The sequence below is a fragment of the Bacillus pseudomycoides DSM 12442 genome (genome assembly GCF_000161455.1).
GTDB lineage: Bacteria > Bacillota > Bacilli > Bacillales > Bacillaceae_G > Bacillus_A > Bacillus_A pseudomycoides.
In genome coordinates this window covers 3860780-3878543 of the sequence record NZ_CM000745.1, presented here as the reverse complement: position 1 = coordinate 3878543, position 17764 = coordinate 3860780, and the positions used below count along the sequence as shown (strand labels likewise).

Annotated in this window: 21 protein-coding genes; 6 read left to right on the top strand and 15 right to left on the bottom strand. The window is 35.5% G+C overall.

Annotated features, from left to right (window positions below):
- Nucleotides 1-50: 50 nt before the first annotated feature.
- The 3 genes from BPMYX0001_RS19720 to BPMYX0001_RS19710 form a co-directional block, all read right to left on the bottom strand.
- The gene (locus BPMYX0001_RS19720) at nucleotides 51-485 is read right to left on the bottom strand and encodes a hypothetical protein (RefSeq protein ID WP_006096153.1); all 435 of its coding nucleotides are present in this window, start codon (nucleotides 483-485) and stop codon (nucleotides 51-53) included.
- 145 nt (nucleotides 486-630) lie between these two features.
- Nucleotides 631-1764, bottom strand: coding sequence for an alanine dehydrogenase (gene ald / locus BPMYX0001_RS19715; RefSeq protein ID WP_006096152.1), 1134 nt, complete (start codon nucleotides 1762-1764; stop codon nucleotides 631-633).
- A 276-nt stretch (nucleotides 1765-2040) separates the two neighbouring features.
- Complete coding sequence (locus tag BPMYX0001_RS19710) at nucleotides 2041-2838, bottom strand: SDR family oxidoreductase (protein WP_003208709.1); 798 nt, start codon at nucleotides 2836-2838, stop codon at nucleotides 2041-2043.
- Nucleotides 2839-2986: 148 nt separating this feature from the next.
- Between BPMYX0001_RS19710 and BPMYX0001_RS19705 the strand changes: the two genes are divergently transcribed.
- Nucleotides 2987-3445, top strand: coding sequence for a universal stress protein (locus BPMYX0001_RS19705; protein ID WP_006096151.1), 459 nt, complete (start codon nucleotides 2987-2989; stop codon nucleotides 3443-3445).
- Nucleotides 3446-3488: 43 nt separating this feature from the next.
- On the opposite strand, the gene BPMYX0001_RS19700 is transcribed toward BPMYX0001_RS19705, so the two are convergent.
- Entirely contained in the window at nucleotides 3489-4184 is a 696-nt protein-coding gene (locus BPMYX0001_RS19700) for a hypothetical protein (RefSeq protein ID WP_033799139.1), read from the bottom strand.
- 115 nt (nucleotides 4185-4299) lie between these two features.
- On the opposite strand from BPMYX0001_RS19700, the gene BPMYX0001_RS19695 reads away from it, so the two are divergent.
- Complete coding sequence (locus BPMYX0001_RS19695; protein WP_000502255.1) at nucleotides 4300-4479, top strand: hypothetical protein; 180 nt, start codon at nucleotides 4300-4302, stop codon at nucleotides 4477-4479.
- Between the two features lie 135 nt (nucleotides 4480-4614).
- Here BPMYX0001_RS19695 and BPMYX0001_RS19690 read toward each other — a convergent pair whose 3' ends face one another.
- Nucleotides 4615-4956, bottom strand: a complete 342-nt coding sequence (locus BPMYX0001_RS19690; protein ID WP_003201064.1) for a zinc ribbon domain-containing protein YjdM — start codon at nucleotides 4954-4956, stop codon at nucleotides 4615-4617.
- Nucleotides 4957-5389: 433 nt separating this feature from the next.
- Here BPMYX0001_RS19690 and BPMYX0001_RS19685 point away from each other — a divergent pair, with 433 nt between their 5' ends.
- Nucleotides 5390-5959, top strand: coding sequence for a DinB family protein (locus BPMYX0001_RS19685; RefSeq protein WP_006096149.1), 570 nt, complete (start codon nucleotides 5390-5392; stop codon nucleotides 5957-5959).
- 50 nt (nucleotides 5960-6009) lie between these two features.
- On the opposite strand, the gene BPMYX0001_RS19680 is transcribed toward BPMYX0001_RS19685, so the two are convergent.
- The 4 genes from BPMYX0001_RS19680 to BPMYX0001_RS19665 all read right to left on the bottom strand — a co-directional run bounded on the left by BPMYX0001_RS19680 (nucleotide 6010) and on the right by BPMYX0001_RS19665 (nucleotide 9686).
- A complete protein-coding gene (locus BPMYX0001_RS19680; protein ID WP_006096148.1) occupies nucleotides 6010-6240 on the bottom strand; it encodes a hypothetical protein in 231 nt (76 codons plus the stop codon).
- A gap of 296 nt (nucleotides 6241-6536) precedes the next feature.
- Nucleotides 6537-6890 carry a DUF3139 domain-containing protein gene (locus BPMYX0001_RS19675; protein ID WP_033799713.1) on the bottom strand — a complete coding sequence of 118 codons (354 nt, stop codon included), beginning with the start codon at nucleotides 6888-6890 and terminating at the stop codon, nucleotides 6537-6539.
- Nucleotides 6891-7095: 205 nt separating this feature from the next.
- A complete protein-coding gene (gene argH / locus BPMYX0001_RS19670; protein ID WP_018781607.1) occupies nucleotides 7096-8484 on the bottom strand; it encodes an argininosuccinate lyase in 1389 nt (462 codons plus the stop codon).
- Nucleotides 8481-9686 carry an argininosuccinate synthase gene (locus BPMYX0001_RS19665; RefSeq protein ID WP_018781606.1) on the bottom strand — a complete coding sequence of 402 codons (1206 nt, stop codon included), beginning with the start codon at nucleotides 9684-9686 and terminating at the stop codon, nucleotides 8481-8483. The genes argH and BPMYX0001_RS19665 overlap by 4 nt, the downstream gene beginning before the upstream one ends.
- A gap of 167 nt (nucleotides 9687-9853) precedes the next feature.
- Between BPMYX0001_RS19665 and BPMYX0001_RS19660 the strand changes: the two genes are divergently transcribed.
- Nucleotides 9854-10171 carry a radical SAM protein gene (locus BPMYX0001_RS19660; RefSeq protein ID WP_018781605.1) on the top strand — a complete coding sequence of 106 codons (318 nt, stop codon included), beginning with the start codon at nucleotides 9854-9856 and terminating at the stop codon, nucleotides 10169-10171.
- 38 nt (nucleotides 10172-10209) lie between these two features.
- Here BPMYX0001_RS19660 and BPMYX0001_RS19655 read toward each other — a convergent pair whose 3' ends face one another.
- The 4 genes from BPMYX0001_RS19655 to BPMYX0001_RS19640 all read right to left on the bottom strand — a co-directional run bounded on the left by BPMYX0001_RS19655 (nucleotide 10210) and on the right by BPMYX0001_RS19640 (nucleotide 13512).
- Nucleotides 10210-11757, bottom strand: coding sequence for a polyamine aminopropyltransferase (locus BPMYX0001_RS19655; RefSeq protein WP_006096143.1), 1548 nt, complete (start codon nucleotides 11755-11757; stop codon nucleotides 10210-10212).
- A 235-nt stretch (nucleotides 11758-11992) separates the two neighbouring features.
- Complete coding sequence (locus tag BPMYX0001_RS19650) at nucleotides 11993-12406, bottom strand: DUF350 domain-containing protein (RefSeq protein ID WP_006096142.1); 414 nt, start codon at nucleotides 12404-12406, stop codon at nucleotides 11993-11995.
- Between the two features lie 13 nt (nucleotides 12407-12419).
- Complete coding sequence (locus BPMYX0001_RS19645; RefSeq protein WP_033799138.1) at nucleotides 12420-13046, bottom strand: DUF4247 domain-containing protein; 627 nt, start codon at nucleotides 13044-13046, stop codon at nucleotides 12420-12422.
- A gap of 271 nt (nucleotides 13047-13317) precedes the next feature.
- Nucleotides 13318-13512: a hypothetical protein gene (locus tag BPMYX0001_RS19640; protein ID WP_006096140.1), complete on the bottom strand. Its 195-nt coding sequence runs from the start codon at nucleotides 13510-13512 to the stop codon at nucleotides 13318-13320.
- Nucleotides 13513-14416: 904 nt separating this feature from the next.
- Between BPMYX0001_RS19640 and BPMYX0001_RS19635 the strand changes: the two genes are divergently transcribed.
- Nucleotides 14417-15067: a YitT family protein gene (locus tag BPMYX0001_RS19635; RefSeq protein ID WP_003201042.1), complete on the top strand. Its 651-nt coding sequence runs from the start codon at nucleotides 14417-14419 to the stop codon at nucleotides 15065-15067.
- Nucleotides 15068-15096: 29 nt separating this feature from the next.
- Here BPMYX0001_RS19635 and BPMYX0001_RS19630 read toward each other — a convergent pair whose 3' ends face one another.
- Nucleotides 15097-15930 (bottom strand): EcsC family protein, encoded by an 834-nt coding sequence (locus BPMYX0001_RS19630; RefSeq protein WP_033799137.1) that lies wholly within the window; start codon nucleotides 15928-15930, stop codon nucleotides 15097-15099.
- A 109-nt stretch (nucleotides 15931-16039) separates the two neighbouring features.
- Between BPMYX0001_RS19630 and BPMYX0001_RS19625 the strand changes: the two genes are divergently transcribed.
- Nucleotides 16040-16477: an NUDIX hydrolase gene (locus tag BPMYX0001_RS19625; RefSeq protein ID WP_033799136.1), complete on the top strand. Its 438-nt coding sequence runs from the start codon at nucleotides 16040-16042 to the stop codon at nucleotides 16475-16477.
- Between the two features lie 22 nt (nucleotides 16478-16499).
- Here BPMYX0001_RS19625 and BPMYX0001_RS19620 read toward each other — a convergent pair whose 3' ends face one another.
- On the bottom strand, nucleotides 16500-17693 hold the full coding sequence (locus BPMYX0001_RS19620) for an acetate kinase (RefSeq protein WP_006096136.1): 1194 nt from the start codon (nucleotides 17691-17693) through the stop codon (nucleotides 16500-16502).
- Between the last annotated feature and the right edge of the window lie 71 nt (nucleotides 17694-17764).

Sequence of the window (17764 nt, the reverse complement as noted above, 5' to 3'; positions counted from 1 at the left end):
CTTTCATCATTCTGAAAAATAAAACATTTCAAAGTAAATTACTTTCAGTTTTAATCCCCACCACCTCCGCAATCTCCACCCCCACTATCACTTGCACTACTACAATCGTTATCGCTGTAATTTACAAATCCACTTGATGAGCTGGAGGAATAGGAAGAGCGTTTCCTTTTCCGCTTTCTTTTCTTATCTTTTTCACTTTCACGGCTTGGCCATACTTTATCAAACACTACAAAAAACATACCGAATGGTACCAAAAAAGCAATGCCCTGTAAGATGTCTTCCAAAAATTCAGGTCTTATCTCTATCTGATAAAATACACCTAACACAAAAAAGCATACGATTACATAAATGACCATACTAATATATCTGGCTATTTTCTCTATACTAAGAACCAACTTCTTTTGAAATGATATATTCGTTTCCTGCTTTTTCTTTATATATTTCTGCCTTCTTATTTGTTTTTTCTTGCTACTTTTTCTCCCCATTTTATCCCCTCTCTAAAATCTATCTCACATATATAATTTCAAACTATCATAAGAGGAATCGTATTAACAAGAAAAAAATTCCATTCCGATAAATTTCCAAACAAAAAACCCTCCTTATCACAAGGAGGGCCTCATCTAATATTTATTATGATAAAGCAGGAGCTTTTTCAAGAAGCTCTTTCGCATCAGCGTATTGTAAGCCGTGTGCTTCTGCAACTGCTTCAAATGTTACATAACCATCTAATGTATTAATACCTTTTAATAATGCAGAGTTGCCTAGGCAAGCTTGTTTGTAGCCTTTGTTTGCAATTTGTACTGCATATGGTACTGTTACGTTTGTTAATGCAAGAGTTGATGTACGTGGAACCGCACCAGGCATATTTGCAACTGCATAATGAACAACGCCGTGTTTTTCATAAGTTGGGTTATCATGAGTTGTAATGCGGTCAGTTGTTTCGAAAATACCACCTTGGTCAATCGCGATATCTACTACAACAGAACCTGGCTCCATTGATTTAATCATTTCTTCTGTTACAAGTTTTGGAGCTTTTGCACCTGGAATTAATACTGCACCGATTACAAGATCAGATTCTTTTACAGCTTCTGCAATGTTATATGGATTAGACATTAATGTTTTGACTTGATTGCCAAAAATATCATCTAATTGGCGAAGACGTTCTGCACTTAAGTCGATAATTGTTACGTCAGCACCTAAGCCTACTGCGATTTTCGCTGCGTTTGTACCAGCTTGGCCACCGCCGATAATTGTTACTTTACCGCGTTTTACCCCTGGAACGCCTGCAAGTAAGATACCTTTGCCGCCTTTATTTTTCTCAAGGAATTGCGCACCGATTTGTGCAGACATACGACCAGCTACTTCACTCATCGGTGCAAGTAGTGGTAAAGAACGATTGTCTAATTGTACTGTTTCATAAGCGATTGATACTACTTTGTTGTCAATTAATGCTTTTGTTAATTCTGGTTCTGGAGCTAAGTGTAAGTATGTGAATAAAATTAAACCTTCGTGGAAATAACCATATTCGCTTTCTACTGGCTCTTTTACCTTCATAACCATCTCTTGATTCCATGCTTCCTCAGCAGTTTCAACAAGTTTTGCTCCAGCTTGTACGTACTCTTCATCTGTAAAGCCAGATCCTAAACCTGCACCCTTTTGAACAAAAATTTCATGACCATTGTGTACTAAATGTACAGCACCAGCTGGCGTCATTGCCACGCGGTTTTCGTTGTTTTTAATTTCTGTTGGAATACCGATACGCATTATTAATTCCCCCTTGAGTTATGAAATGACCCCTGAATCATTTTTTAAAGCGCTTTCTACGCTCTTATATTCTAACATAATATCTCAATATTTGACAAAAAATAATGCGAGTTTTCCGATAGATTTTGCCCCGCATTAACGGACAGTAATATCCCCCTCTCAAGATGAAAAAGCCCCAAAATCAGGTGGGGGATACACTATCCATAAATGCCCGATTGGTGAGGGCTAACCATCATTGAGGGATAAAGCTCCCCAATGATGGAAGTTTCACTTTATCTATTTTTGTCGATATCGGTGAATAACATCAACTGCCCCTGTTACTTCTATAATTGTGCCTGTAATCATATCGGAATCTTCTTCGCATAGAAACGAAATTGTTCGAGCAATATCTTCACCTGTTCCAGATCTACCAATTGGTGTTCTAATGTCTTTCATCGTACGCGCCTGCTGAATTGTCGCCTCTTTCATTTCACCAATAATATCTCCTGGACAAACCATATTCGCTGTAATGCCATATTCCGCTTCTTCATAGGCAATTGTTTTCGTTAACGAAACAAGTCCTACCTTTGCAGCCGCAAATGCAGAACGGTACATCCAGCCAGGTGCACTATCTGCCCCTTGAAATCCGTAATTGATAATGCGACCAAAATGCTGCTTCCTCATAATGGGAACGACAAGTTTTAATAAACGGAACACTGCTGTTAAATTCCCTTGTATCATTTCATTCCATTCATCTTCTTCGTAATCAATTAACTTTTTACGTTCAAACACATAAGGACCTGCATTATTAATCAAAAAATCAATTTTGCCAAAACGGCTAATCGCTTCTTCTACTATTTTATGTAAATCTTCTTTTTTCGTGACATCTGCTTGCACAAACTGTAGACGTTCTTCTATATTTTTATACTTTTCTTTCATTGTTTCTACAGCACTCATATCGCTATGATATGTTACAGTTACTGAATATCCTTTAGCTAATAAATTCTCTGTTACTTGCTTTCCTAAACCTTTCGTACCGGCCGTAATGAGCGCGTGTCTCACAAACATGCCTCCTTTTAAATTGCTATACTTCATATGTAACAAGTTCTCCCTACAATTACAACTAAAAAGAATTGGAACAGAGTTTTCAAAATTCTGTAACGTTTCTGGCAAGCACGTTACCATATTTTGTTTTATAATTAAGTTGTAAAAGCTTATAAAAACGAATTGGGAGGAATCTACTATGAATAATACATATACAAATATTTTAATTGCAGTGGACGGTTCCAAAGAAGCAGAAAAAGCCTTTAAAAAAGCAATTCAAGTCGCAAAGCGCAACAACGCAACATTAACAATCGCTCATATCGTTGATGTAAAAGCATACTCTGCTGTAGAGGCATATAGCCGCGCAATCGCTGAGCGGGCAAATCTCTTTGCAGAAGATTTATTAGAAGACTACAAAAAGACTGCAACTGAAGCTGGCCTTGAAAAAGTAGAAACTGTATTAGAATTCGGTAATCCAAAATCTAAAATCTCAAAAGAAATTGCTCCAAAACAAAAAGTAGATTTAATTATGTGTGGTGCAACTGGTTTAAACGCTGTAGAACGATTCTTAATCGGTAGCGTCTCTGAACATATTATTCGCTATGCAAAATGCGATGTCCTTGTTGTTCGTGGTGAAGAAGAGCAAGGTGACATTTAATAAATAACGAAAACACCAAGTCTTATGCAGACTTGGTGTTTTTTTATTTTATGTATTTTCCAATAAATATAAAACATGCTATACAGACTATGACAATTGCATATAAGGATGACGGTAAAAACTTCATTGCCCATAATCCCATTGTAATGGTTGCAAGTGTCAAATAACTCATTTTCGCATAGTATGTCATTTTTTTTCGTAAAAGAACTACATATAAATAACCAATTGGTGGTGTAACCAAACAAAGAATGAAGATAAGTGTTGAATTGAAATACCATTTTTGTTTAGCAAGTTGCTCCATTTCTTCTTCTATTATTCTATCCTCTTGTTCCTTTATATCTTTTTCAAAAGGATCCTCATCTTCCCCATTCTTTTCACTCATATAAGGAATAAAGTGAAAAAAGAAATAATAGAAAAACATTATTGCTCCAAGCTTTAAATCGAATCCCTTTTCCGCTATACGTTCACTTACAAAACTCAGAACTATTGGAAAAACAAAAACATATGTCATCATCCAAAACGTTTTTTTTCGCTTTGTCCGTTGCCTCTCTTGTTCATTTTGTTTCTGCTTTTTTCTATATATCCAGAGTGAAATACAACAATCCATTACAAGTATACAAAAAATAAATAGGGCGATATACGTAGGTTTTATATATTGTAAAGTAACAATGGCAGGAAAAGCATATTTAAGTATAATAGCCGTATATAAAATAATAACAAACCTATAAAACAACTTCATCTTCCCTTCTTTTTTAATGTCCTAATAACGAAATGTTAACATATAAAATACAGGTATTGTTATACAATAAGGAAATTTCGGTTACGCTAAGAAAAAACGAAACGAGGGCTACTACATGGGAGATCACGAACGAATTATTTTAGATGTAAATGATGAAGAGCTGGAAATGCTCGATACGATCTGTTCGCATTTTAAAGAAAAACATGGCGTTGAGCTGAGCCATGGTGCACTCCTCCGTGATTTGATGGATATTGAGTATATTCGTATTACAGAAAACAGACATAAATATGAATAAGGAAAAATGACATAACATTACACTTATTAGAGGATATACAAACGTATATCCTCTTTTTTCATAATAAAAAGACATTCATTACGTGACAAAATCACCTTACTGAACGTCTTTTCAATCACTTTTATATGATTATCTTTATGCCTTTTTAACAAATTCAGATTTTAATTTCATAGCTCCAAAACCGTCAATTTTGCAATCAATATCATGATCTCCATCAACTAAACGGATACTTTTTACTTTTGTACCTATTTTTATAACTGATGAAGTTCCTTTTACTTTCAGGTCTTTGATTACTGTTACAGCATCACCATCATTTAAAATATTTCCATTTGCATCTTTAACAACCTTTTTACCTTCACTGTTTTCAGTTTCTGATTCTAAAGCCCACTCATGAGCACACTCTGGACAAACAAAAAGACTTCCATCTTCATAAGTATATTCTGAATTACATTTCGGGCAGTTTGGTAAGTTTTGCATACTTTTTTATTTCCTCCATTATAAAAATTACTTTCAATTCCCTTTCTTATATCCTCGTAAACATAACAATTACGAAATTGAAATTCACAAGAAATAGGGATGTTCCTTATATACTGCCATAGTATTTCCAGATTGACAAGCCAGCTTTACATGAACATGTTTTCTAAAAAATAAAAGGAGAGTACATCGTATCATGCGCTCTCCTTTTTCTTACTCCTATGTCGGTACGGTTAACGTAGATTTTCAAATATACGACCTCATATGAAGAGTTGTTTTAGCATTAATTCCCCCTCCTGAAACACAAAACAGTCACACTAATGGTATAATTAGGAAAATCAGAATGAATACATAAATTCATCTCACCGTATCGCTGAAGCATCACCTTTCATACGCTTGAAGATTTGGCGCGTAATAGAATGGAGGAGTCTAATAAATGAAATCTGAAAGTATCGCAAAACATTTCCATACATTACATCAGCAAAGATCTCAATTTCTCCCTAAACTACAATCACTTCCGCAAGAAGAACTATGGCATCGAAATGAAAATGGGAAATGGTCGATTGGGGAACATCTCTACCACCTGTACTTAATTACAAAAATGCTAAAAGTTGCAATTAAGTTTTCTTTGACACTTCTTCCCTATGCCAAGATAAGAAGAAATGCCCCGTTTGCAACTGAAATACATGACATCTATGCAGAATACAAGAAAAAAAACGGTAAAGGAATGAAAGCTCCTTGGATTCTAGTACCATCAAAAAAAATCTATTATTCTATGGATGGTAAAGAACTAGAACGATTGCTAGTGAACGAAACAAATGCAATCAAAGTATGCGTTCAGAATATAGAAGAAAATATCGCGGGGCACATTGTATTTTTGGATCCAATCGCTAAGTATCCAAACCTAATTCAAGCCATTCAACTTTTAGCGATACATGAGAACCATCATTTTTTAATCATTGAAAATATCTATAAAACGATGCATGCACGTAGTATAGAAGTATAAAAGCACTAAATCAGTGAGGGCTGAATCCCCCACTGATTTAAGTTTAAGTTTCACTTTATCTTTACTTCTTCTCCTACATATTCCAAATGCCAGGCATCTTGAATAGATAAGACTGAAGTTTCATCTAAATTCTTTGTAAACCGAAGAAGTCCGTATTCTCCTGCATAAAATATGGAAGAGGTGATAGGGAAACAAGGATAGTACTGATCTTCATCTACAAACACTGGTTTATTTTGCACTTGTTCCTCTATCTGTAATTCAATATCTTTTATAGATAACATAGAGTATTACCTCTCTATTCTTTTTGAATTTCATTTGAAGTAAACTCTTTAATAAGTTGGCATAATGGACGCTCCTTGCATTACTAAATTTTCCATCTATCCAAATTTCAACCTAAGATTACGAAACTCCTTTTTTCCGTTAGCATACTTATATCTTTTGCTAGTGGAAATATAATAAAAAAGAGGATACTTGGTTCCTGGACAGAACTTAGTATCCTCTCATGTTCATGAGAAATCATTCTATTTATATCGATTTTACACTTCAAAGTTCAAGTATCCACTCAACACTTTCTTTACTATTTAAGCTCTTGGTGTTTTCCGCCCATACCACCTCGTGCATTTGTTTGTTGATGAACAGAGGGTTTATTTGTCTTAGGATCCCGCCAAACTTTATAAGTATACGACTCATTAGATTCATCTTTAAACATTACATTCATACCATAAGAACCTTCTTTACTATAAAAGGCCGGTTTTATTGATAAAATATCACTTTCTTTATATCCTTTTTCCTGTAAGTGCCACATTGTTAGCATAATTGCTTCTTCTCGTTTTTCACGTTCTCCTACATACATATATTTATCTACCAGAAAAATTTTCGCGTTAAAACTTAAACTAATTAGTAGTACAAGAATAAAAATTATCTTTTTCATACATTCTCCTATCAAGTACAAATATCGTTCATGATCAACAACAAAAAAATTTGAACCTTTTTTCTCTATATTATAAAAGGATACCATACTCATTTCCTAAAATATAGAAAATTAAATATTAGATAAACATCTGTATAAAAATATGATATATACAAAAAAGAGGGTAATATGCTCCTATACAGAACAGATTACCCTCTTCTCATCCTTATAAATTTACGGTCTCTCCCACTAGCACCTTCGCTTTTTCCAGCGCTTTTTGAATTTGTTCGAACCCTGTCCCACCTGCACTATTACGACGTTTCACTGCTGCATAAGAAGAAAGAACTTCATATAAATCCTCTTCAAATAACGGACTCATCTCTTGATATGTTTCTAGCGGTACATCTAATAAATAAATTCCTTTTTGTGTGCAATGAAGAACAAGCTTTCCGACAATTTCATGTGCCTGACGGAATGGAAGCCCTTTGCTTGCTAAGTAATCAGCAATTTCTGTTGCATTAGAGAAGTCTTGTTTCACGGCTTGCCCCATTTTTTCTTTATTTACAGTCATTGTTTCTAGCATACCAGCCATAATGTGCAGGCAGCCTTCCACTGTCTTCACCGTATCAAACATTCCTTCTTTATCCTCTTGCAAATCTTTATTATAAGCAAGCGGTAAACCTTTCATTACCGTTAATAAACTAAATAGGTTGCCGTATACTCTTCCTGTTTTACCACGAATAAGTTCAGCCATATCAGGATTTTTCTTTTGCGGCATAATGCTGCTTCCTGTTGCATATTGATCGCTCATTTCAATAAATTGAAACTCCTGACTGCTCCATAAAATGAGTTCTTCACAAAAGCGAGATAAATGCATCATTAATATGGATGAATTGCTAAGAAACTCTAATATGAAATCACGGTCACTTACCGCATCTAAGCTATTTTCATAGATTCCTTCAAAGCCGAGAAGCTCCGCACTATACGCACGGTCAATCGGAAATGTCGTCCCTGCAAGAGCACCTGCGCCAAGCGGAGAAATATTAATACGCCCCAGTGAATCCTCATAACGATTTACATCGCGCTCTAACATCCAAAAATATGCAAGTACATGATGAGCGAACGAAATTGGCTGTGCACGTTGTAAATGTGTATATCCCGGCATAATCGTTTCAATATTCTCTTCTGCTTGATGAACAAGAACCTTCTGCAACTTCTTCGCAGCCTTTATGATGGCCTGCACTTTTTCCTTTAAATATAAGTGCATATCTGTAGCAACTTGATCGTTACGACTTCGGCCTGTATGAAGCTTGCCTCCTACTTCACCGATTTTTTCAATTAACATCTTTTCAATATTTAAATGAATATCCTCAGCTTGGACAGAAAACGCAAGCTTATTTTCTTTTGCTTCATCTAGTAAATGTTGTAAACCTTCTTTTATTTTCTCTGCTTCTTCTTTTGTTACAATTCCCTGTTTCGCCAGCATCGTAATATGCGCAATACTACCTTCAATATCTTGATTCGCTAATTGCTGGTCAAAGGAGATGGAAGCTCCAAACTCCTCGACCCATTCTTCTGCTTCTGCTGTAAAGCGACCTCCCCAAAGTTTGCTCACGCTTTCACCTTCTTTTGATTCACTTGGCTGTATACTTTTGTTGGAAGACCAAATAAAGAAATAAAGCCAACTGCTGCATCATGGTTAAATTCATCATCCACTGTATATGTCGCTAATTTTTCATCATATAGAGAGTATTCTGATTTACGTCCTTCTACAATTGCATGACCTTTAAACAATTTCACACGTACTGTGCCTGTTACGGATTTTTGTGTTTCTTGTAAGAAAGCAGCAAGTGCTTGTTTTAAAGGTGAGAACCATAAACCGTTATAAATTAATTCTGTTAATTTTTGTTCAATCATCGGTTTAAAATGAGCGACTTCTTTTACAAGTGTTAAATCTTCTAATTCTTTATGCGCTGTAAGTAATGTCATTGCCGCTGGGCATTCATACACTTCACGTGATTTAATCCCAACAAGACGATTTTCTACATGGTCGATACGTCCAACACCGTGTTTTCCAGCAAGCGAATTTAACGTTTTGATAAGTTCTGAAAGTGAATAAGAAGTGCCGTTTAATGTTGTTGGTACCCCTGATTCAAATCCAATTTCCACAAACTCTGGTTTATTCGGTGTATCTTCTAATGCTAATGTCATTTCATATGCATCTTCTGGAGGTGCTGCCCATGGATCTTCTAAAATTCCACATTCATTACTACGTCCCCATAAGTTTTGGTCAATGGAAAACGGACTATCTAAATTGATTGGAATTGGTACATCATTTTCTTTTGCATACGCAATTTCTTCTTCACGTGACCATTTCCATTCACGTACCGGCGCAATCACTTCTAAATACGGATTTAATGCTTGAATAGAAACTTCAAAACGAACTTGGTCGTTCCCTTTTCCTGTACATCCATGTGCAACAGCACTTGCTCCTTCTTGCTCCGCAATTTCTACTAGTTTTTTTGCAATTAATGGACGCGATAATGCCGAAACAAGTGGATATTTTCCTTCGTATAACGTATGACCTTGCAGAGCCATCAATGCATATTCATTCGCAAATTCTTCTTGCACATCAATCATATAAGATTTAATTGCACCTACTGAAAGTGCTTTTTCTTTTACAAACTCTAAATCTTTACCTTCCCCTAAATCTAAACAAAGTGCAATGATATCATAATTTTTCTCTTGTAACCATTTAATTGCAACGGAAGTATCAAGACCTCCGGAATATGCTAGAACAACTTTTTTCTTCTCCATTTTCATATCCCCCCAAAGAATAAATATTCATTATTATTAATATTAATTCACACTTTAACACCTTTTACAAAATGAATCAAGGGATATTAGCAAAAAAATTTCTAACAATTCCGTCGAACTTCTTTCTTTTTTTCGATACAATGGAAACAGAAAATGGGGGTGTCTATATGGAACAATATTTTATATACGATGAACACCTAGGAATAGAAGTACCTGAACTACAAGAAGAATGGGAAGATATCCCTGAAAAAATGCAGCATGCTATTTTATTAAAGTGGGAACAAATTCGCGGAAAAATACCTGATCGTATAAAAAAACTTGAATATCATATTAATCAAAAACAACATCGTTTAAATAACGAAGAAAACTTTGAAATTTCCTGTAGCCTCAATTCTGAAATTGCTGATCTTGCCTCCATCATTAACGATTTATGGCTTTGGTATCGCCTTACTCAAAATGTATCTGAGGGGAAAGCGCATCAATAATAAGCCAAATAAAAAAGCATCTACAAATAGATGCTTTTTTAATAGTAATTCCATCCCTTTTCATATAGGTCTAATAAATTGGGCTCATTCAAACGGTTAACCGGTAATTCAATTACCTCCCCATTCTTTGTGATTATCTCATCTTCATCTTTCCCAAATTGAAATAGAGATGGAATCATTTCTTCTGCCAAATATTCCGTATCTACAGTAAGCTTCATACTATTTATTTTAAATTGTTCTCTAGACGCAATTGTAAATCCCCAATTTCCAAATGAAGGGATATCTAAATGATAATTTTTTGCATATAGTCCTGTAGATTTTACTGTCTTACTAATTGTCCAAAAAGCTTCTGTTGCAAATACTGGTGACGTAGATTGGATGGAAACAAATCCTTCCTGAGATAAATGATTTCTAACAAGACTGTAAAATTCCCATGTGTAAAGTTTATTCAGTGCCTCATTATTGGGATCGGGTAAATCAATGATGATTACATCATAAAAATCATTCGTTTGTTTTAAAAAGTTGAATGCATCATCATTAACAAAATTCATTTTGCTAGAACGAAATGAATTTTGATTTAATCGTAGTAAATGAGGATTTTCTTTAGCTAGCTTAATCATCTCTGGATCTAAATCAACTAAAGTAATTCTTTTTACCTCTTTGTATTTTAAAATCTCTCTCGTCGCTAAACCATCTCCCCCGCCTAATACTAAAACATTTTGTTTTTTAGGAGCGAGAGACATCGGAATATGTACTAAAGCTTCATGGTATCTATGTTCATCGGCCTCTGAGAATTGCAGCTGTCCGTTTTGGTATAACCGTATATCTCCAGGGCCTTTCGTCATAATAATTTTTTGATATTTTGTTTGCTTTTTTAATACAACCGGATCTCGATATAACTTATTTTCTAATGTATACGCATATCTTTCTCCAAACAGAAAACCAAGTGCTATTATAATCGTTAAAATCATGCCAGTAACTCGTAAGTAAACCTGATTCATTTCTTTTTTAAAGACAAAGCTTAACCATACCGCAACAAGGATATTGATGAGCGCAATGAAAAAGGCTGTCTTAATAAGACCTAACATTGGTCTCAATAATAAAGCAAACGTCACGGTTCCGATTAAACTGCCCGCATAATCAAAGAAAAGCACTTTTGCAGTAGATTCCTTTAAATCAGCATTAATTTCTTCTGATTTCCGAATTAAAAGCGGTAATTCTAAACCAGTTAAATAACCTGTGACAACAATAATGGAATATAAGATAATTTTAGCTGTCCCGTCACCAAAGTGAGCTTGCATAAAGAAAACCATAAAAATAGAAAATCCACCAATAATGGCAATAAGGTATTCTGTTACAATAAACGTCGATAATAAGTGACGATGAAATTTTTCACTATGCATCGCTCCAATACCCATGCCACTTAAAAAGAGCCCTATCGTTAAACAATAAAAAAGCGTAGAATCCCCAAACAAATATCCACCTGCCGCTCCATATAAAACCTGATATACAATGCCACAAATTGATACAATCCCTGATGAAGTGAAGATTCTTCTTTTCTGAATCGATTTTTCCTTTTCTGTCATACCTGCACTCCTTTAATAAAGTAGAACTTCCACCAGTGAAGGCCCCGCTGATGGAAAGTCCGCTCCAATCAGGCTTTAACGGGCAGTTATCTTCCACCTATATTCCTCGCTCTCTCTGAATATTGAGGTGAGATACTTACCGTCCGATAAAACGAGATAAACTCTTTTCATTTAATCAGAATAAAATATACTTTCATTGTTTCATAGAAAAAAGAACCTGCGCTGGCAAGTTCTTCTACGAAATAGCTCCCGATGTTATTAATGCTATTGCTAAGGAAATACTTGCAGCGATAATTCCTACCGCAACATTTCCACTTTCAATTTCTTTATCAACACGAACGCGCGGAGTGAGAAACTCAAAGATAAAATAACCAATTAGCATAAGTACAAAACCAATAACACCCCAAATTGCCGCACCAAGAAGAGAATCATTCGTAGCAATAGCTGATTTCATAATTAACGTAATCCCTATTATTTTTCCAAAAAACTGAATGGCAACAGCTTTATTTCCTTTTAGTAACTGCTCCCGATCATTATACGGTGTAATCATTTCAAAAATAAACATACAAATGATTGTTACACCTAATAAAACAACAAAATAAAGAAGCGTATGTAATACTTCTTGTACATCTAAAATTTCATTAAACATAAACCATATCCCCCTATTTCCCTGTTCCTGGGCCACCGCCACGAACTGTACTCCCGCTTCGTATGGAGCCGCTCTCTGATGATTTTTTTTCAATGTTCACTGAAAAGCCTCTACCGCCAGATCCTGAAGAACTCGAGCCTTCTTCCTCTTGAAAATTAGCAGGATTATTGCTAAAAGCACTTACGTATCCTCTGTAACCACTTCTTTTTTTCTTATTATCAAAATCTGCTTTATTCCAACCATAAAGCGTAGCAGCAACACCTAATACACCCATTGCTTCAAGTAAAGAGAAATCATAACTATTTTCAGCAAAATCTTCATTTGCTACCTCAACAACTGTATGATTTGAATTTATTGGATCCTGAGTGATTTGGATAAATTCTTCATTGGAACTTTGAGGATACAGAATAAACATTTCTGTATCACTTTCTTTCGAAACATACTTTGGCTTTTCATTAGCAATAATTTCTTGCGCCACTTCTTTTACAGTTTTGTTTTCCACTGTGTAGACCTGAGCACTATCACCTAAATCATTTTCCATTGTTTCAATGTGCTCATAGTTAGATGAGACAAACCCATCTGTACTACAAGCTGTTAAAATTAATAGTAACGATGAGATAATCAAAAAAAATTTTTTCATTGTGAACGATATTACCCCCTGTAGTAAATTACGTTTTCAATTATAATTGGGTTATATAGGAAAAACCACTAAAATATGATATCGCTACAAAAAATCCTTCCTGCTTACGAGAAATACGTTTCATTTCATTTTTTATCCCGCATTAACGGGCAGTAAGACCCCCACCTCAAAATTCAGCAAAAGCAAAGAGGTTAGGCGGGGGATGAACTGCCCGTAAAATCCCGATTGGTGAGGGCTGATAATCAATGGGGGATGAAGAACCTCCCACTGATTAAAGTTTCACTTTATAACAAGCTTTGCAATATACTTCTTGTGCTGATTTAGCCAAGCATACATCAAACGGTCCAACTAACAAGTTCCGTTCTTTCGGTAACTTTATAAAAGCAACAAGTTCTTCTTCATATTGAACCTTTCTCTGGCAAGCAGAACACTTCAATTCTTTTCTTTTAAACATATCTTTGAACATGCTATATTCTTCCCCCCATCAATCTATATTAATATCATCTCATAAAGATTTACTTTTGTGAAAAATTCACATTTCATGTCCTCTTTTTCATATACTAATGAAAAAAGTTTGTAAGAAAAACACTACTCTAACGGAGGTAGAATCTTATGAAAGCTTTATTTATTATCATTTTAACTCTTCTTAGTGTCATTAGTTGGGATGCTTTCTTCAAAGAGAAAGATGATACCCCAAAAACGGACGATTAAACTTCAATGATTCTTTCCATCACTTATTGGACAAACCCTTAGAACCATTTTCCAATTTCTAAACAACTAGGACTATCCTACAAAAACATTTAAGAATAACAGCATGCTTCTTGTAAACCGACAAATTCTGTAGTTTTTCTCCGGTTATTGTCGGTTTCCATCCGCATACATTTTTTGAAAGTATGATATAATAATATAAAATCTTTTACAGAAAGGATTTAGATATCATGATCGCTCGAAGGAGCATGTGGCATCGAATTGACGAATCTTACACGTAGCGTACTTTTTCAGCTCAGATCCTTTAGTCTAGCGAAAAAAATACGAGAGTGGGGAAATTATGATTGCCCGAAGGATAATTTGGCAACGAAAAGACTCTTCTTACACATAGCGTTTTGTTTAAGTCGCATTGATCATTGCTAAACAAAACAAAGAAGAGGGCAGGATTGCTAAATAACAAATCCTACTCCACGTTTTGTTTAGTCGTTTTTAGGCTTAAACTAAAACGAAAGTAGGGAGAATTGATGGACGAGAGGATTATTCGTTATTTCTTCAGCGATATATAGCGTAGTTAGTTTGATGTAAACTAACTGAAAGCTATAAGGCTCGTAGTTAGTTTACAAGACGAAAAGAACTACTAACTACGGAAAGAAGGAATAACGATGAGGAACATCCAAAGTCGACAAATTATTAAAGAAATTTTTATGGTTTTAATCGGTTCATTTATCCTATCTGCAGCACTATATCACATTCATTTTCAAAACCACTTAACAGAAGGTGGCTTTGTAGGAATCGCGCTATTTATACAAAACTTTTTTGATATTTCACCGTCAATTTCAACTGTATTGATGGATATCCCGATCATTTTACTATGCGCTACATTTTTAGGTAAAAAGATGGTTGGTTATTCATTTATGGGTTCAATTTCATTCGGAGTGTTTTATTCTTTAATGGAAAACTATTCTCCATTCACGGTAGATTTATCAAATCATTTATGGATAGCCGCAGTATTGGGCGGTGTGCTAGCTGGTATTGGACTCGGTTTTATATTGCGATTTGGTGGTGCAACCGGCGGCGACGATATTTTAACAATTGTACTAAGTAAAAGAACTCGCTTTACAATTGGTCAGATTTTCTTCGTCTTTGATGCGATCGTGCTTGCACTTTCATTATATTATTTAACTTGGACAGAAATTGCTTTTACTATTCTTTCAATTGCCCTACAGGCAAAGACGCTCGATTTAATTTATTATCCAGCAAAAGAAAAGAAAACAGTATCTATTCCAATGTCAAAACAACATGCAACAAACTAAAAAGCGAAAGGCTCCGGCCTCTCGCTTTTTTATGCTCTTTTTTCTTTTTCTACTATGTAACGCACTTGATAAAACCTGTTTGCAAACTCTGTTACATTCCGTGTTAGACGATAATTCACCGTAGAACCAATTGCAATTCCTAACACAGGAATGCCTTGAAATAGTTTATGGCGAAGCGCATAAATAGAAAAAGTCTTCAAAATTTGTTTTAACACAACTTCTGTAGAAGCTGGTTTTAATACTTCTTCTTCCCCTTCATAAAAGAACGAATCTTCTTGTTCTAGTTCTTGAAGTAAGTTATACCAAGCATATTGCTGGAGCCTTGTTGGTAACGATGCCGCATGGAATACCTTTAAAGCGAGCATCATTTCATAAGGCTTGTTCACATCATGACCAAACGATGTTGCAATAAGCTGAACCGCCTTTACATTTAATGCAATCATAACAGGAAAGTCAGCTGTTAATAATAACAAACCACCTACTCCGGTTGTGCCTCCCTGTACGAAAGAATATAAACGATGACGCGCCGTCTGCTGCTCTGCTATGTATGTTAATTGATCAATGGATAATGCTTTCAATTCTTCTAGCTGTTCAACCGATTCATCAAACAACCGTGCTGTTCCTAAAATACGATTTCTTGCATCAAGCTGTGATTGTGAACTTTGAATCAATGCATGGAGATGGAATAACCATCCGTCTACTTTCGCAAAAAACTCTTTTCGCTTTTTCTCAGGAAACTTTGCAACAGTACTATGCAACCACTTATCAAATACCTTTTGAAAATCGGTAGGCTCCTGTTCTAATAATTTCCTTTCCCAATTTTTAATATCTTGTAAAATGGCTTGTTCTCGCTTTGATCGCATCGTAACAACCACCTCGCTCAATTTTTTTCTATTGTAACATATTTCCGATTTTTCTTTGTAAATCTGATAAGCTAAACATATATTTATCCAGTACATGGGAGGTTACTATGTGTACCCACGCGCAAAGGCATTTGGAATTGTACTTCACAACGAACGAATTCTCGTTCAAGAGTATCTTACGGAAAGTGAAGCGTATTACAGACCACTCAGCGGTTCTATTGAATTTGGAGAGAAATCAGATGAAACAGTGATTCGTGAATTTAAGGAAGAACTTAATGAACAAGTAGAAATTACAACTTACTTAGGATGTCTTGAAAATATCTTTTACGCAAACGAAGAAATCGGCCATGAGATCATTCAATTGTATTCTCTTCATTTTGTAGATACGTCGCTTTATGAGATCAAAACAATTCCTATTATAAACGGAGAACCCCATACATATGCGACGTGGATTCCGATTACAACATTTCTGAATCAAGAAAAAGTATTGTATCCAAATGGACTAACGAAATTTGTTGCCACAAAAAGAAAAGACGGAATCCTATAGGATTCCGTCTTTTTTACATATATTAACCAAGGTTTCCAAGACGTAATACGTCACGAGCAATCATAACTTCTTCGTCAGTTGGAATTACGATAATTTTTACTGGAGAGTGTGGGAAGCTGATGAATGCTTCTTCGCCATGAATGTTGTTACGTTTTGGATCGAAGTATACTCCCATAAACTCAAGGCCTTCTAATACACGCTCACGAATTAGAGTACTGTTTTCTCCAATACCAGCTGTAAAGATGATTGCGTCTACACCTTTCATACGAGCTGCATAAGAACCGATATATTTATGAATACGCTCTACGAATACATCTAACGCTACTTCTGCACGGTGGTTTCCTTCTTTTTCCGCTTGTTCGATGTCACGTAAGTCACTAGAGAATCCAGAAAGGCCTAGCATACCACTTTTCTTGTTTAATACGTTCAGAACTTCTTCTACAGATTGTCCTGTTTTTTGCATGATGTATGGAATTAACGCAGGGTCAAGGTTACCAGAACGTGTACCCATTGTTACACCAGCAAGTGGAGTGAAGCCCATAGAAGTATCAATAGATTTTCCACCTTCTACAGCTGCAATACTTGCACCGTTACCTAAGTGGCAAGAAAGTAAACGTAAGCTTTCAAGTGGACGACCTAATAATTCAGCTGCACGCTGTGTTACATATTTATGAGAAGTTCCATGGAAACCGTATTTACGGATGCCGTATTTCTCATAGTATTCATATGGTAAGCTGTATAAGAAAGATTCTTCCGGCATTGTTTGATGGAATGCTGTATCGAATACTGCAACTGCTGGTACGTTCGGAAGTACTGCTTGGAACGCTTTAATACCAACAACGTGTGCTGGATTATGAAGTGGTGCTAATTCGCTTAAATTTTCAATTTCCGCTAATACTTCGTCAGTAATTAAAGCAGAATCATCAAATTTTTCACCGCCGTGTACAACGCGGTGACCGATACCGCTAATCTCATCAAGAGATTTTACGATTCCGTTTTCAGTTAATTTGTTAAGTAATATATTAACTGCTACTCCATGATCTGGTATATTTGTTACTTCTGTTTGTTTTTCACCGTTCACAGTAATTGTGAAGATACTATCTTCTAAACCGATACGTTCTACTAAACCTTTTGTTAGTACTGTTTCACTTGGCATTTCAAATAATTGGAATTTCAAGGAAGAGCTTCCTGCATTAATCGCGATGATTTTTGACATCTAGTCTTTCGCCCCTTTTTTCTCTTGGTAGTTGTGTGGATAAGACCACAAACCGCTCGATTTTATCTGAT